This is a genomic window from Ureibacillus sp. GCM10028918, assembly GCF_042666115.1.
Taxonomy (GTDB): Bacteria; Bacillota; Bacilli; order Bacillales_A; family Planococcaceae; genus Ureibacillus.
In genome coordinates this window covers 1-14,247 of sequence record NZ_JBHTFK010000007.1, presented here as the reverse complement: position 1 = coordinate 14,247, position 14,247 = coordinate 1, and the positions used below count along the sequence as shown (strand labels likewise).

At 37.5% G+C, this 14,247-nt stretch carries 12 protein-coding genes, 18 tRNA genes, 2 rRNA genes and 1 other RNA gene; 3 read left to right on the top strand and 30 right to left on the bottom strand.

The window, feature by feature from the left end:
• Positions 1–45: 45 nt before the first annotated feature.
• From ACFQU5_RS09210 to ACFQU5_RS09185, 6 genes are all read right to left on the bottom strand, one after another.
• On the bottom strand, positions 46–192 hold the full coding sequence (locus tag ACFQU5_RS09210) for a hypothetical protein (RefSeq protein ID WP_390286990.1): 147 nt from the start codon (positions 190–192) through the stop codon (positions 46–48).
• A 226-nt stretch (positions 193–418) separates the two neighbouring features.
• On the bottom strand, positions 419–964 hold the full coding sequence (locus ACFQU5_RS09205; protein ID WP_390286988.1) for a 5' nucleotidase, NT5C type: 546 nt from the start codon (positions 962–964) through the stop codon (positions 419–421).
• Positions 965–1,172: 208 nt separating this feature from the next.
• Positions 1,173–3,233, bottom strand: a complete 2,061-nt coding sequence (locus tag ACFQU5_RS09200; RefSeq protein ID WP_390286986.1) for a TRAP transporter permease — start codon at positions 3,231–3,233, stop codon at positions 1,173–1,175.
• The gene (locus ACFQU5_RS09195) at positions 3,217–3,738 is read right to left on the bottom strand and encodes a DUF1850 domain-containing protein (protein ID WP_390286984.1); all 522 of its coding nucleotides are present in this window, start codon (positions 3,736–3,738) and stop codon (positions 3,217–3,219) included. The genes ACFQU5_RS09200 and ACFQU5_RS09195 overlap by 17 nt, the downstream gene beginning before the upstream one ends.
• 143 nt (positions 3,739–3,881) lie before the next feature.
• Complete coding sequence (locus tag ACFQU5_RS09190; RefSeq protein WP_390286982.1) at positions 3,882–4,877, bottom strand: TAXI family TRAP transporter solute-binding subunit; 996 nt, start codon at positions 4,875–4,877, stop codon at positions 3,882–3,884.
• A 428-nt stretch (positions 4,878–5,305) separates the two neighbouring features.
• A complete protein-coding gene (locus ACFQU5_RS09185) occupies positions 5,306–5,872 on the bottom strand; it encodes a superoxide dismutase family protein (RefSeq protein WP_390286980.1) in 567 nt (188 codons plus the stop codon).
• Between the two features lie 146 nt (positions 5,873–6,018).
• On the opposite strand from ACFQU5_RS09185, the gene ACFQU5_RS09180 reads away from it, so the two are divergent.
• Positions 6,019–6,204, top strand: coding sequence for a YjfB family protein (locus tag ACFQU5_RS09180; RefSeq protein WP_390286978.1), 186 nt, complete (start codon positions 6,019–6,021; stop codon positions 6,202–6,204).
• Between the two features lie 64 nt (positions 6,205–6,268).
• On the opposite strand, the gene ACFQU5_RS09175 is transcribed toward ACFQU5_RS09180, so the two are convergent.
• Entirely contained in the window at positions 6,269–6,703 is a 435-nt protein-coding gene (locus ACFQU5_RS09175) for a hypothetical protein (protein ID WP_390286976.1), read from the bottom strand.
• 268 nt (positions 6,704–6,971) lie between these two features.
• Here ACFQU5_RS09175 and ACFQU5_RS09170 point away from each other — a divergent pair, with 268 nt between their 5' ends.
• The gene (locus tag ACFQU5_RS09170; RefSeq protein WP_390286974.1) at positions 6,972–7,613 is read left to right on the top strand and encodes a YfbR-like 5'-deoxynucleotidase; all 642 of its coding nucleotides are present in this window, start codon (positions 6,972–6,974) and stop codon (positions 7,611–7,613) included.
• Between the two features lie 196 nt (positions 7,614–7,809).
• Positions 7,810–8,001: non-coding RNA, 6S RNA (gene ssrS / locus ACFQU5_RS09165), on the top strand.
• A gap of 247 nt (positions 8,002–8,248) precedes the next feature.
• Here the strand turns inward: ssrS and ACFQU5_RS09160 are convergent.
• The 23 genes from ACFQU5_RS09160 to ACFQU5_RS09050 all read right to left on the bottom strand — a co-directional run.
• The gene (locus tag ACFQU5_RS09160; RefSeq protein WP_390286972.1) at positions 8,249–9,493 is read right to left on the bottom strand and encodes a Ger(x)C family spore germination protein; all 1,245 of its coding nucleotides are present in this window, start codon (positions 9,491–9,493) and stop codon (positions 8,249–8,251) included.
• On the bottom strand, positions 9,490–10,578 hold the full coding sequence (locus ACFQU5_RS09155) for a GerAB/ArcD/ProY family transporter (RefSeq protein ID WP_390286970.1): 1,089 nt from the start codon (positions 10,576–10,578) through the stop codon (positions 9,490–9,492). Before ACFQU5_RS09155 ends, ACFQU5_RS09160 begins: the two co-directional genes overlap by 4 nt.
• A 2-nt stretch (positions 10,579–10,580) precedes the next feature.
• Complete coding sequence (locus ACFQU5_RS09150; RefSeq protein ID WP_390286968.1) at positions 10,581–12,116, bottom strand: spore germination protein; 1,536 nt, start codon at positions 12,114–12,116, stop codon at positions 10,581–10,583.
• Positions 12,117–12,348: 232 nt separating this feature from the next.
• Positions 12,349–12,420, bottom strand: a tRNA-Glu gene (locus ACFQU5_RS09145).
• A 1-nt stretch (position 12,421) separates the two neighbouring features.
• Positions 12,422–12,496, bottom strand: a tRNA-Asn gene (locus ACFQU5_RS09140).
• Between the two features lie 10 nt (positions 12,497–12,506).
• Positions 12,507–12,583: transfer RNA gene (locus tag ACFQU5_RS09135), tRNA-Ile, on the bottom strand.
• A 4-nt stretch (positions 12,584–12,587) separates the two neighbouring features.
• Positions 12,588–12,661, bottom strand: a tRNA-Gly gene (locus tag ACFQU5_RS09130).
• A 7-nt stretch (positions 12,662–12,668) separates the two neighbouring features.
• Positions 12,669–12,744, bottom strand: a tRNA-Phe gene (locus ACFQU5_RS09125).
• A 14-nt stretch (positions 12,745–12,758) separates the two neighbouring features.
• Positions 12,759–12,834: transfer RNA gene (locus ACFQU5_RS09120), tRNA-Asp, on the bottom strand.
• Between the two features lie 3 nt (positions 12,835–12,837).
• Positions 12,838–12,912, bottom strand: a tRNA-Met gene (locus tag ACFQU5_RS09115).
• A 25-nt stretch (positions 12,913–12,937) separates the two neighbouring features.
• Positions 12,938–13,030, bottom strand: a tRNA-Ser gene (locus ACFQU5_RS09110).
• A gap of 9 nt (positions 13,031–13,039) precedes the next feature.
• Positions 13,040–13,116 (bottom strand) — tRNA-Met (locus ACFQU5_RS09105).
• A 23-nt stretch (positions 13,117–13,139) separates the two neighbouring features.
• Positions 13,140–13,215: transfer RNA gene (locus ACFQU5_RS09100), tRNA-Ala, on the bottom strand.
• A gap of 20 nt (positions 13,216–13,235) precedes the next feature.
• Positions 13,236–13,312, bottom strand: a tRNA-Pro gene (locus ACFQU5_RS09095).
• A gap of 6 nt (positions 13,313–13,318) precedes the next feature.
• A tRNA-Arg gene (locus ACFQU5_RS09090) sits at positions 13,319–13,395 on the bottom strand.
• Between the two features lie 10 nt (positions 13,396–13,405).
• Positions 13,406–13,494: transfer RNA gene (locus ACFQU5_RS09085), tRNA-Leu, on the bottom strand.
• A gap of 5 nt (positions 13,495–13,499) precedes the next feature.
• Positions 13,500–13,574, bottom strand: a tRNA-Gly gene (locus ACFQU5_RS09080).
• 37 nt (positions 13,575–13,611) lie between these two features.
• Positions 13,612–13,686 (bottom strand) — tRNA-Lys (locus tag ACFQU5_RS09075).
• A 7-nt stretch (positions 13,687–13,693) separates the two neighbouring features.
• Positions 13,694–13,777, bottom strand: a tRNA-Tyr gene (locus tag ACFQU5_RS09070).
• A gap of 9 nt (positions 13,778–13,786) precedes the next feature.
• Positions 13,787–13,859 (bottom strand) — tRNA-Thr (locus tag ACFQU5_RS09065).
• Positions 13,860–13,864: 5 nt separating this feature from the next.
• Positions 13,865–13,940 (bottom strand) — tRNA-Val (locus ACFQU5_RS09060).
• Positions 13,941–13,950: 10 nt separating this feature from the next.
• Positions 13,951–14,066, bottom strand: a 5S ribosomal RNA gene (gene rrf / locus ACFQU5_RS09055).
• 75 nt (positions 14,067–14,141) lie between these two features.
• Positions 14,142–14,247 (bottom strand): 23S ribosomal RNA (locus tag ACFQU5_RS09050); the annotation flags it as partial.

Below are 14,247 nucleotides of genomic sequence, written 5' to 3'. Positions count from 1 at the left end.
ATGTGCAATTTATACTACCTAATATCCGAGAGACAAACCTTCGCTCTATAAACCCGAAAAGAATCCTGGTGGGTATTCTTCATAATTAGTAGGCTTTTCATATACAAATTCTTTTTGATCTTGCTGTTTATCTGATTCCTGTCCCTCATCTAATAAATAAGTTTCAAACTTGGATAATAATAGATTCGCCATTATTTAAACACCTCTTATTTTGAATTTTCTGATATTTTATATCATACACATTTCTCAATTTGAATACAACATACTTTACGTATATATGCAAAAAAAGTATCAAAACCATCTCATTTTGTGATAATTATTTAATAATAATTGTCGAAATTTGCGGATTACATTCAATAAAAAGACCCCTCCAAACTAGAGGGGCCATTGCATCTTTTGTTTTAATTCATGTACTGTTCTACTTTAAAGATTCTTTTACAGGTAAAAATATATTACGAATCTCTTGCCAATTACGAACTTTTTTAAAATCCGAGCAATGTTCGTTGTAGGGTTGTGCATATAAAATACCTTCTCCCGTAAAGGAATGAAGCTGCCTTACATTATCATCAATTAAGAAATCTGCTTTTACGACCTTTTTATCGCCACAGAAGATAAAGTGCTCAGGGTTTAAGAATGGGAAGTGTTCTAATAGCCATTCGTATTTTGCACTAAAGCATCCCGGTACATCCATTGCCGCTGTAGCAATGTAGATTTCATAATGCTCACTTAACTCTTTTAGGACCGGTACTGCATCGGGGTCCAACAGTTCAAAGTCACGGAAAAAGTCAGGTTCATTAATCATTAAAAAGAACTTTTTCACAAGTTCGGGATGTTGAGCTTCCAATTTAGCTACATCAAATTCTTCTTTAGAAATTGAGATATTAAAACGCTCCTCACATGCTTTTGAAGCCTTCCCTAAAAAATCCGCCAATACCTGGTCCATATCCACTGCAATGCTTTTCATTCGTACCTCCATAAAAATAGTTTTTTAGTAAAGACATTATCTACCTTCAAAAATTCAACACTACTTATTAGTGTAAAAAAGGTAGCCACGAAAAACAATTGTAATGCGATACTATTTACGAAAAAAATAAATCCTTAACATTATACTATTTCATTGTATTTACAATCAAAAGAGCTTGCACAACTTAATATGCAGGCTCTTTAAACAACTAGTTTGTAGTTGTATTTAATTTTTTGCTGTTCGTTTTGTTTCCTTTATCTTTTGATAGTAACTGGAGGATAAACATAATTCCGAATACGATTAATCCCGCAAAGTCAGATATAGATTCTGGGTAAATCATAGCTAACCCAGCTGCAATGACGATTAATCGTTCCAGCCAGTTAATAGGGCGATACCAATAACCGATAACTCCAGCACCTATCGCAATCATACCCATCATCGCTGTAAACGCAACCCACAACACTTGCCAAATCGTCACATCAATCATTAGTAGTGAAGGTGAAAACACAATCATATACGGGATAATAAATGCAGCAATCGCTAATTTAGCTGAATGCAACCCTGTTTTGATTGGATCTCCACCAGAAATCCCCGATGCGGCAAAGGCGGCAAGAGCAACTGGCGGTGTGATATCTGCAATAATTCCGAAGTAGAACACAAAGAAGTGTGCAGATAATAAAACCGTAATTGGCACTAAAGCCTGTGAAACATCTGGTGCCAATAGTGTAACAATTGCCGGTGCTGCGATTGTCGATGTAATAACATAGTTTGCTGTTGTTGGTGCACCCATCCCTAAGATTAATGAAGCTATCATAACAAAGAATAGCGTTAGGAATATTTTACCGCCAGCAAGATCTACTAAACTATTTGCTAAACTTAAACCAAGACCTGTCTTAACAACAACCCCTACGATAATACCAGCACATGCCGTAGCAGCTGCAACTGCTAAAGCCGTACGAGCACCATCTACTAGAGCATCAATAATTTCACGTGCGCCAAACGTTATATCCTTATTGAAGAAACCAACGATAATACATGCAATAATTCCGTAAAGTGCTGAATGAATGACCGGTACACCAAACATCATAATTACAATAATCAAAACAATAGGAATTAGTAAGTATAGTTTTTTCCAAATCATTTTTCGATCTGGCATTTCAGCATCAGTTAAGCCACGAAGACCAAGACGCTTTGCTTCAAAGTGAGTCATAATCCAGATTCCTGCAAAGTACAGTAGGGCTGGAATCGCTGCAGCTTTTGCAATATCCCAATATGTAACTCCACGACCAATAAACTCAACCATTAAAAAGGCAGCAGCCCCCATAATTGGCGGCATCAATTGCCCCCCTGTTGAAGAAGCCGCCTCTACTGCTCCAGCAAAATCTTTTTTATAGCCCAGGCGTTTCATTAAAGGAATTGTGTATGCACCCGAAGTAACAACATTGGCAACCGAACTACCTGAGATTGTACCTTGCAAGGCAGAAGAGAAAATTGCAACCTTCGCGGGCCCACCGATTAACTTCCCCGCGACAGCAATCGCTAAATCATTAAAATACTCCCCTACTCCAGTCTTAACCAGGAAGGCTCCGAATAATAGGAAGGCAAAAATGTATGTTGCTGATACACTAATTGGCGTTCCTAGAATACCATCCGTTGAATAGTACATTAAGTTAACAATTTGTTCTAATGTCTGGCCTCGATGTGCCAAAAAGTCTGGCATATATGGTCCAAAGAAAGCGTAGACCAAAAACAATGATGCAATAATTGCAATTGGTAAACCAACAGCTCGTCTAGCAGCCTCTAAAACTAATACAATAACGATTAGCCCGACAATAAAGTCCATTTGTGAAATGGTACCAAGACTTGAGACAAGGCGCTCATAGTTAATCGTCCAGTAAATTCCTGTTACTGCTGCAACAATAGCCAAAATATAATCGTAGAATGGGATATTATCTTTTTTACCCTTTTTAAAGGCTGGGAAAAGTAAAAAAACAAATGTCAAGCCAAAGCCTAAATGGATTGTACGTTGAATGTAGGCTGTAAATTGGCCAAAAACGGCAGTATATAACTGAAATAATGAAAAGGCTAGCAGCCCAATATAAATAACCCATTTCATCATACCTGCCACTCTACGCATATTCGATTCAGCATCATACTTTTCTAATAATTCTTGCTGTTGTTCTTCTGTTAAAGTTTCAATTTGATCTATGGCAAGCTGACTCTCTTGTTTGCTAGTTTCTGTTGAAAACTGTTTATCTTTCACCTTCATTTACCATCACAACTCCTCTCAGCTTGTCTATTAAAGAAATATTCTTGATTTCAAATAAAAAGGCACTTCCTCTTTCCAATGACTTTTTTAAGTCATAAGTTTGCCCATTATAAATTACTGCTAACTCTTGATTTATGTCTCCAACATAAAGAGTAAAACTATCCAATGTTTCATTCGAAAATTGTAGTTTATATTTGCCATTTTCATAGCTTACAGTTTGACCTTCCTCAGCGTGTGCCGGCATGCCAATTGCAACATCTTCATATTCCATTGAGCGAAGCCTGATCTGATTGGAATCCGTTATTTCATAGGTTTCAAGTACATCTGTTAAATGAATCGAGTGCGTATAGCGGATATTGAAATTGTTTTCTTTGGAAACATTTATGTAAAATCTTTGCGGATTATTCGTTCTTGTTTCTTCAAAGGATAGAACCGTATAAAACGGTGAGAACAAGAAGATAATTCCAATTATGAATATAACTAAGAAAAAAAATGCCCTTTTCATGTTTCAACGCCTCATCTAACTAAATGTAGCGATCATCTCTGTCTAATGTTTCGAAAGGTTGTTCTAATAAGCAGTTATATAATGAAGTGAAAAAGAGCTTGAAGAAGCATTATCTTCAAGCCCTTCACTTCATTTCTACTTAATTATTGTTCATCAAAGTATTTTTGAGCACCTGGGTGAACGTCAATACCGATACCATCTAAAGCTGTTTCAGTTTTAATGAACTCGCCTTTAGCATGACCAATTTCACCAGCATTTCCGTAAATTGCTTTCGCAATTCCGTAAGCTACATCTTCAGGTAAGTCTGATTTTACTGCAATCATTGCTAAAACTGATACTGTTGGAACCTCTGATTCTAAACCATAAGTACCTGAAGGAATAGTATCTACAGCATAGTAAGGGTATTTTTCAATTAGTGCTTCAGCTTTATCTGCTTCTACTGGAACAATTACTACTTCAGTTGTTGCACCTAATGCTTCAACTGCTGCAGTTGGGTAACCTGCCGTGATGAAAGCAGCATCAATTTGACCAGTTGTCAAACCGTCAGTTGATTCACCGAAATCTAAGTTTTGAGCTTCGATATCATCCATTGTTAAACCATGTACTTCTAATAATTGCTCAGCATTTGCATAAGTACCTGAACCCGGTGCACCTACTGAAACTTTTTTCCCTTTTAAATCATCGAATGAAGTGATGCCTGAATCTGCAGTTGTTACTAAGTGGATTGTTTCTGGATATAAACCACCGATTGCAACAAGATCTTCAACCGCTTGGCCATCAAACATTAGTTCACCATTTTTAGCGTAATAAGCGATATCTGTTTGTAGGAATGCAATTTCTGCATCTCCTGCTTTTAATGCATTAGCGTTTGCTGCTGAAGCTTGAGAAACCTCAGCTGTTGTTTTTATACCAGTTTCTTCAGTAATTAAATCCGCAAATGTACCTCCTAAAGCATAATAAGTACCTTGCGTACCACCAGTTACTAAACTCAAGAAATCAATCTCAGTAGTCGTTTCTTCAGAACCACCGTTATCTGCTGTACTTTCCGTGTCTGTAGTCTCTTCCCCACCACTACACGCAGCAAGTACTAGAAGTAGCATACCTAATACTGTCATAAAGAATAAATTACTCTTTTTCATTTAAACCCCTCCAATGCAAATAATTGTTACATTACAGTTACAATTGTAACTATTTCCTTTTAGTTGTGTCAATGATTTTAATAGTCTGTTAATAGAATAATAGGTTAGTTAACAGCATGAAGGCGTTTACATAAAGAAGTATGTATTTATTTCAGAATAGTATTTCTACTATATCTCACTTTCTATTGTTATAATACAGAGTGTCTAATACACGCCATTATAGCTATTTCTCTACTGTGATTTGTCAAATGCAAGCAATAAAATATTATATTCCTTTAAATATTCAATTAAAGTATTCTAATGAAAATATGTTATTAAACATCTCTCTTAACATGATGATGGAAAGACAACACCTCCTTATTTAAGGTGAAATATAGAAAAAAGCTGTGCAAAAGCTAAAATATTAGCTTAATTACACAGCACATTTATTATTTAGCTGAAGTGATAACACCGCATGCAATACGTGCTCCTGAGTTTCCTGCAGGATCTGTTTTATAGTCATCAGGACCTTCGTGAATGATAATTGCACTGCCGTCTCCATCCAAGATAGAGTTTTCCATACCAGGTTCCAATGTTAAGTTCTTTGCGACAAATTCCAATTGGACTGTACCGTCTTCCTCAGGTGTTATGTTTGGTAAATCCCCTAGGTGAGGTCCTTTTGGATTGTCGAAACCATGTTGTTTTTCTAGCGGATTGAAATGCGCACCTGCTGATTCAAATGTAGGTTTTTCACATTTTCCAACCTCATGTATATGAATACCATGCTCACCCTCTGGAATTTTTGTAACTCCCAGAGAAATTAATACGCCATCTGTTCCTTCTGTTAGCTCCATATGTCCAATTTCATTACCTTCAGTATCCATAATATTTGCCGATGCCTTTAATGCCTCGGGTGCTGCAACCGGTATTTGTTCTTCTTCTTCAAACATACCGAATAATCCGCAGCCACTTAAAAGAAATGTCATACTACTTAATACAATAAGATTTTTCCACATTTTCTTACCCTCCTATACGCAAAGTATTACCATTTGGCAAAACAAATATTCCACCATTGTCGAAAGATACCATTATTGCTATTTAAAGGTGAAATTAAATTTCCTGCTGTAACACGCCGATATAGAACTAAAGGAGGGATGATTGAATGGAATTAAGTTCATTTATGTCCGCACAAGTGGCCCAACTACAGCAAACCGTGCAAATGAGCATTATGAATAAATCGCTTAACATGGGGGTGGCCAGTAGCATTCAGATGCTGGAACAGCTACCAGAGCAACAACCTGCTGCACCTCATCCTCATAAAGGAACAACAATTGACGTTTCCGTATAAGGTAAAAGATCTTTGATATATATCAAAGATCTTATTAAATCAAACGATTACATCTATATAATAACTACCAGAAAACTGGTTTTGCTACCATAAGCCAAAGCATGACGAGCAGTATAAGTATATACTGCCAGGACGCTTTTCTTAGTTTTTTAATGAATTGTTCTTTTTGGAATTCTTGCGTTCCAATTGTTTTTAATGTTGGCTTAAAGGCACGTGCTAAAAAGACAATGGAGCCAATCATTATCGTGATTGTTAACACGACCCATGAAGTTGTCCAACTCCATCCACTGGTGATAATCAAGATAATTCCTGAGAGCACAAGCACATGTCCTGCATGTTTTACAATTGTAATAGCGGTTTGAAACGATTGAACCAACCCAAACAACTGCCCCCCGTCCGCCGACTCCATTTTCTTTGTAATGGGTATCAGAGAAAATAAAGGACCAATCGACCCCACCGCACTTACTATGTGTATGTATAAAATTAATGTATGGAACAAACTGTTTCACTTCCATTTACTTAAAGTTAGATTAAGTATAGCATCGACAATTACAAGATTTTTGAGAAATCATGACAACTTCATTAAAAAAGCTGTTCTCTTTTTCACATTCCTTGCATATCTTATAAATTAAACCATTAGAGATTTATTATTTGTAAATATCAAATTAAATATTTGTTAAATGATTTAAATAAGCTCCTATTGGGGTATGAATAATTATATGATTCACTTATAGGCTTATTAATTATGCTAAAAAACTAGTTGAGGAGTGATTTTTATCGGTATCCATAGATTTTTCACAAGTTTAAATGATTTGGAACGTATCTTCCGTGCCCCTGGTCGTTTCAAATTTGAAGAGCATAATGTTGCTGCCCATTCTTGGAAAGTATCACAATATGCAATGTTTTTTGCAACTCTTGAGGAAATGAATGGCGCAAGTGTCAATTGGAAGTCACTTTATGAAAAAACAATCAATCATGACTTTGCGGAAGTGTTCATTGGCGACATAAAAACGCCAGTAAAACATGCAAGTATTGAACTAAAACAAATGTTGGCCCATGTTGAAGAAAAAATGATGGAGAAGTTTATTAAAGAAGAAATACCGCATGATTTCCAAGATGTCTTCTTCGAGCGTATGAAAGAAGGTAAGGATGATACTATTGAAGGTCGACTTCTAGAATTTGCAGACAAACTTGACCAATTTTATGAGTCCTTTGCAGAGTTAAAGCGTGGTAATACGGATAAGGAATTCGTGATCATGTATCAGCAGGCCCTGCAAAAGTTATTGAAAATGCCACTTGAAGTTAGTGTTCGTTACTTCCGAACGGAAATTCTAAATGATGTGATGCACGAGGAAACGCAAATAAATATCGCAGCACTGACGAATGAAGTGTTGAATACATCAAAATAACCTAAAAAAGTTTTCCAATAATGGAAGGCTTTTTATTTTTATTAAAAATTATAACCTCAACATTTCCCTGTAATTACTTCTTCCATTAAATCCGATAAAGCCACAATTTACACTGGTAAAATGCATGATAATTATTTGACTTTTTTTTTTCGATAGTACATACTTGCACACCTCACAACAATCGTATAATATAACATTAAAGCTGCGTTGTTCGTACACATATTAAGTTTTAACCTTTGAACTGTAAAAGGGAGTTTTATATAGAAGATGGAATGGCGAGCGTCACACTGCGGTGAATGACGATATACAGGAATTCTTTTGCGAACACCCACTTTGAGGAGTGGTGGTTTAAAACTTTCTATAATTATTACGGCAAGGCGGCTTTGCCATACATAATGTATTGCAAGGCTAAAAAATCCCCTACCGAATCGGTAGGGGATTTTTCTATAGGAGGATTTGGAATCTTAGCACTTCGCTAACTTAAGACTGAAAGAAACGGAGCGATAATGGTGCATACTGCCAGCATAAATACAGCAATTGAACCTATTTTATTCTTCTCTTTCCATAATACCCGGGAAAAACCCAGCGTGTACAAGAAAATACCGATCATGATTGCCCACACTAAATAATTCAAGTTAATCCCTCATTTCATCTAAATTAGGCATCTCACTCTGCCTACCAAAGTTTCCAAACTCTATACTTACTTTTACTTTCACTATCATATGTGGATAAGTTTTCATAAAATCAAATGCTTCATATTCAGGAATGCTTTTAAACTTTTTTCTTGCGGATAGAGACCATCCAAATGGCTCACCCTTATACTCTTCTTGAGTCTTCTTTACTAAATTGTTAATCTCCTTAGTCATCTGTTCCTCGAGGTACTTTTTTAATTCCTTTCTTTCTTGATTGTCTTTAGAGTAATTTTTCATACTATGATTAGCTAAAATATCTACACGTATAGGAACTTCTACATCAATGGAGGGTGTATCTCCTTTAAGTTGCATATTGACCTTGTTTGCTTTCTTTTTCATAACCCTCACACCCAACCGGTAATGCTCATTATGTGGATCAGGATAAGTAGTCAATAACTCTCCCATATCTAACGTATCATTTAGGAGAATAGCGATTCTTGTTTCCTTTGCTGTTAACTTTGCAATCATTTTGCCTTCCTTAAATAATGCAGAGCCTATTAATTGAGAATTATTGGTTTGTCCTCCCACTTGAAATTCTCCAGCTAAAAAGTCATCATTTAATATATCCTTATTATTATCACTTTTTTCTGTGGTACCATATGCTGCTAAGAACAAATCTGCATCCGCCTCTGTAATTCTAAAAAATGAATGTAGTGTAGACTTAGGAATAAAACCCGACTCACTTCCCGATTCCATAATTAACTCAAAGTATTTGTGAATTCTAGTTTCTAATTTAGGGTCATTATTACTCAAAAATTTGCTTGCGTTCTCTTTTGATACAATAAGAGGCGTATCTCGTGATATGTCTCTAGCTTTTATGGCATCATATATGAATCTCAAGAAAAATTTATCTTTTGCTAATTCTTCCGAAACCACTAAAACAGTCATTAAATTGTATGAAATCTCCTTCGCTACGACGGTATTTGCCAATTTTTTAGCTGTCATTAAATCATTAGTTTTAAACGTTATTATTTCTTTTCCTGGCTCATTTGAACCGGGTTGTTGTTTTGATAACTCAGGATTAGATATCAAATAAGTAATTTTATATTGGTGATCTTCTTCTGTCTTATCTAAGCCAATTGCCACAACATAGGCTCTTTTATCAATATTTGTCTGGTCCCAACATCCACTAAGCAAGATCAATAGAAAAATTAGACAGGGGAAATGATACAGTTCTTTTTTTATCATTTCTTATAATCCCCTTTTATTTTTGCGAATATCCATAGGAAAAAAGGTATTAATAAAAAAATTGGGGTAGAAATATTTAAAAAGATTTCCCGATTAGTGGTAAAATTAAACACCGGCGTCTCTGGGATTAACCCCAAAAACACAACCATTGTACCTAGCGTTGGAATGATATACTCAAACTTTTTAATTTTGAAAATACCCCCAAATAAAAGTGCGCTAATATATAGCAAAAAAGAAAACCGAAGGAACGTTGCGATTAGCCAAAAAGGGAAAAACATAGATTCCACATTTGTAATGAAACCCAGCTCAATCAAGCGAATCGTCTCATGAAAAGGATAATTCAATAATTTCACACCCACATAGTCAAATAACATTACGTATGCTATAAGTGCCAGTGTAATCTCAATTGTAACAATTACTAACCCTAGCCATACCGCTTTTTTATAGCTTGAATTATTTTTAACATTTGTCGCAATTAAAGCAATGAACAAAAACTCATTATAAATGGAAGCATTTAATGAACTCTCCTTTATGCTTTGTAATACACCCTCACCTAACAGAGGAAAGAGGAAAGCCGTCTCTCCCTTAAAATAAGCAAGAATCAATACAACCAGAAGGGACAATTTAATGCTGATGATTGTCATCCACGATGCTGAGCCAATATTCTCCAAACCCTTTTTTGCTATATAGACAGCTACTGCCATTAATATGAAGTAGATAATCATAATGGGTGTTTTTGTAAAATACATTGTTCCAATAATATCTGTATAAACTGCTGATGTTTCGATAATAGAACTGGTTAATAGAAACCATAAACCAAATAATACAAACGTGCCTATATACTTTCCAAACAAATGATTTGTTACCTCAATCAAATTCATTTCTGGATAGAGTGTCATTACCTTTGTTAAGAAATAGATAGGCAATAGTGAAATTAAAAAGATGAAAATAATAGCCATCCAAGCTGCATTCCCCAAATCATCAAAAAAGAGAAGTGGCGTATTATCTGTTAATTTTGTCCCTATTACAAGAATGATAATGGAAAATAATTCCTTTGTTCCTAATTTTCCTTCAGTTTTGTACATCCTTATTCTCCTGATTTTCTTTCTAAATCTTTTGTTTTCAAGTAACCTGGTCTAAAGGTTTCATTTTTAAGCATTCTTCTAAATATAGTATCTTTGGATGAAACGTAGGTTGGCGTCATGGGGGCTAAATATGGAACTCCAAAGGACTTCATGGATACCATGTAGACGATTCCAATCGTAAATAAAGCTGTCATTCCATAAAAGCCGAAAAAGGCAGCCGAGAATATAAATAGGAATCTTATTAATCGGATTGAAAAGTTCATACTAATATCCCCGATTGCAAAGGAACTTAATCCCCCTAGAGCTACAATGATTACAACGAGAGGACTAACAATATTCGCTTGAACCGCAGCTTGCCCTAAAATCAATGCCCCTACTATCCCGATTGTAGGTCCGATTGGGCTTGGTACCCGAAGCCCGGCTTCTCTTATTAATTCAAAGGCAATTTCCATGAGTAAAACTTCAACAATAGCCGTAAATGGTACAATTTCTCGAGTCGCAGAAATAGCTAGCAATAAATCGGCTGGTACCATCTCTACATGATAACTCGTTACAGCAATATAAATTGCAGAAATAAATAGTGTTATAAATAAAGCAAGCAGACGCAGTGCTCTAATAAAGTTACCAAAAATAAAACGAAGGTAATGATCTTCGGCATTATGGAAAAATGACCAGAATGTTGCCGGCACGATTAATGCTTCAGGTGAATTATCCATTATTAACACGATAAATCCGTTTTCTAAGAATGAAGCTGTTCGATCTGGTCTTTCTGTATATAAAACTGTTGGTAATAGAGATTTTTCTCTCTCTTCTATATATTGTTCTAAAACGGCGGCATTTTGAATCGCATCAACATCCAGTGAATTGATTCGTTGGCGGACATCATCAAGAATACCCTTGTTTGCTAAGTCATTTATATAAAGTAGATATACCTCATTGTGTGAGCGTTTTGATACAATTGTTGATTCAACAATGAGATTCTCATTTTTTATTCTTTTTCGAAGTAATGAAATGTTTGCAGTTGCCATTTCATTAAAAGCTTCCTTAGAACCCTTAATAACAACTTCATTTCCCGCCTTTTCAATACCTCTCCCCTCAAATTTACTAGTAGAAATAATGTAGGCAGCATCTTCCCCATCAATAAACAACACTGCATTTCCACCATTAATCCCTTTAACTGCTTCCTCAAATACCCTAGCAGTTGTTATCGTCTCAGCAGTAACTATATTATCAACTTGGTTTGAGGACTGACTATTTAATAATGGGTGTATAATATGTTCATCAATTTTCTGAGCATCTGTAATAGTACTTATATAGACAATGATTGCATCTCTCTTCATTTCTCCAAATGACAATTGGCGAATTTTAATATCAGAATTCTTTGGTACTGTATAAAGAGTTTTAATGACATTCAAATTAGACGGTAAACTTCTATCTATATGTTTTTTCTTGGTTGGAGTTTCTTTTTCAGATGTTTGTTCGGTAACTGGATTCTCCTGCTCTCTGTTAGATGAAATTATTTTTTTAAAAAACTTCAATTTTAGCAACCCCAGGCTTTTTCTTTATTTTGCACATAAGGATGCTATTTATGTATAAAATATTCATTTCAACCAAAGTTGAGGGTAGAATATTAAAAAAACCATCAGAAGAAATTCAGATGGTCTTTGAATACATATTTAATTAACAGTTATATCACATATCAGATTTGTTAATACTTTCATAAAAAAAATACCTTAAAGTTATTAGTTAACTTTAAGGCATTCTTCAATATGACCCGTACGGGATTCGAACCCGTGTTACCGCCGTGAAAGGGCGGTGTCTTAACCACTTGACCAACGGGCCGTGGCTCCGAAGGTAGGACTCGAACCTACGACCGATCGGTTAACAGCCGATTGCTCTACCACTGAGCTACTTCGGAAAAATTTACATGGTGGGCCTAAATGGACTCGAACCATCGACCTCACGCTTATCAGGCGTGCGCTCTAACCAGCTGAGCTATAGGCCCCAATTGGAGCGGGTGATGAGAATCGAACTCACGACATCAGCTTGGAAGGCTGAGGTTTTACCATTAAACTACACCCGCATTAACATGGTGGGTCGGGACGGAATCGAACCGCCGACACTTAGAGCTTCAATCTAATGCTCTACCAACTGAGCTACCGACCCATATTCATTAAAAATGGCGGTCCCGACCGGGATCGAACCGGCGATCTCCTGCGTGACAGGCAGGCATGTTAACCGCTACACCACGGGACCATTTGGTTGCGGGGACAGGATTTGAACCTGCGACCTTCGGGTTATGAGCCCGACGAGCTACCACTGCTCCACCCCGCGAAAATATTAATTTGATTTTAAAAAATGGCGGAGGCAGTAGGATTCGAACCCACGCGCGGTGTAACCCGCCTGTCGGTTTTCAAGACCGATCCCTTCAGCCAAACTTGGGTATGCCTCCGAAATTTTATGGTGGCGGCAGAGGGGATCGAACCCCCGACCTCACGGGTATGAACCGTACGCTCTAGCCAGCTGAGCTACGCCGCCATTATAATAAATTTATATGTTATTGGTGGAGCCTAGCGGGATCGAACCGCTGACCTCCTGCGTGCAAGGCAGGCGCTCTCCCAGCTGAGCTAAGGCCCCATAGATATAATTAAGATTAATGGTCGAGAAGACAGGATTCGAACCTGCGACCCCTTGGTCCCAAACCAAGTGCTCTACCAAGCTGAGCTACTTCTCGTAATATTGGCGCGCCCGGCAGGAGTCGAACCCACAACCTTCTGATCCGTAGTCAGACGCTCTATCCAATTGAGCTACGGGCGCTATTTTAAAATGGTGCCGAGGACCGGAATCGAACCGGTACGGTAGTCACCTACCGCAGGATTTTAAGTCCTGTGCGTCTGCCAGTTCCGCCACCCCGGCACAATTGGAGCGGAAGACGAGGTTCGAACTCGCGACCCCCACCTTGGCAAGGTGGTGTTCTACCACTGAACTACTTCCGCATGTGCATAAATTAATACTCGCTAGTTTAAATAAAACTGGTGAGCCATGAAGGACTTGAACCTTCGACCCTCTGATTAAAAGTCAGATGCTCTACCACTGAGCTAATGGCTCTTACAAATGGTGGAGGGGGACGGATTCGAACCGCCGAACCCGAAGGAGCGGATTTACAGTCCGCCGCGTTTAGCCACTTCGCTACCCCTCCAAGAAAAGATGCCGGCGAAAGGAGTCGAACCCTCGACCTACTGATTACAAGTCAGTTGCTCTACCAACTGAGCTACACCGGCATATATGGTGGAGGATGACGGGCTCGAACCGCCGACCCCCTGCTTGTAAGGCAGGTGCTCTCCCAGCTGAGCTAATCCTCCTGGGTAATAAGCCTAGCGACGTCCTACTCTCACAGGGGGAAGCCCCCAACTACCATCGGCGCTAAAGAGCTTAACTTCCGTGTTCGGTATGGGAACGGGTGTGACCTCTTTGCCATCATCACTAGACTTATTTAGTTGAAAGACGCTTGTTCTCTCAAAACTGGATAAAGACATTGAATGCGTTCAAGATTTATATCTATTATGGTTAAGTCCTCGATCGATTAGTATTCGTCAGCTCCATGTGTCACCACACTTCCACCTCGAACCTATCTACCTCATCGTCTTTGAGGGATCTTACTTACTTGCG

What these genes read in the sequence shown, in the direction of transcription:
- ACFQU5_RS09210 (WP_390286990.1), bottom strand. Translation starts at nt 192, where the DNA reads ATGGCGAATCTATTATTATCCAAGTTTGAAACTTATTTATTAGATGAG.
- ACFQU5_RS09205 (WP_390286988.1), bottom strand. Translation starts at nt 964, where the DNA reads ATGAAAAGCATTGCAGTGGATATGGACCAGGTATTGGCGGATTTTTTA.
- ACFQU5_RS09200 (WP_390286986.1), bottom strand. Translation starts at nt 3,233, where the DNA reads ATGAAGGTGAAAGATAAACAGTTTTCAACAGAAACTAGCAAACAAGAG.
- ACFQU5_RS09195 (WP_390286984.1), bottom strand. Translation starts at nt 3,738, where the DNA reads ATGAAAAGGGCATTTTTTTTCTTAGTTATATTCATAATTGGAATTATC.
- ACFQU5_RS09190 (WP_390286982.1), bottom strand. Translation starts at nt 4,877, where the DNA reads ATGAAAAAGAGTAATTTATTCTTTATGACAGTATTAGGTATGCTACTT.
- ACFQU5_RS09185 (WP_390286980.1), bottom strand. Translation starts at nt 5,872, where the DNA reads ATGTGGAAAAATCTTATTGTATTAAGTAGTATGACATTTCTTTTAAGT.
- ACFQU5_RS09180 (WP_390286978.1), top strand. Translation starts at nt 6,019, where the DNA reads ATGGAATTAAGTTCATTTATGTCCGCACAAGTGGCCCAACTACAGCAA.
- ACFQU5_RS09160 (WP_390286972.1), bottom strand. Translation starts at nt 9,493, where the DNA reads ATGATAAAAAAAGAACTGTATCATTTCCCCTGTCTAATTTTTCTATTG.
- ACFQU5_RS09155 (WP_390286970.1), bottom strand. Translation starts at nt 10,578, where the DNA reads ATGTACAAAACTGAAGGAAAATTAGGAACAAAGGAATTATTTTCCATT.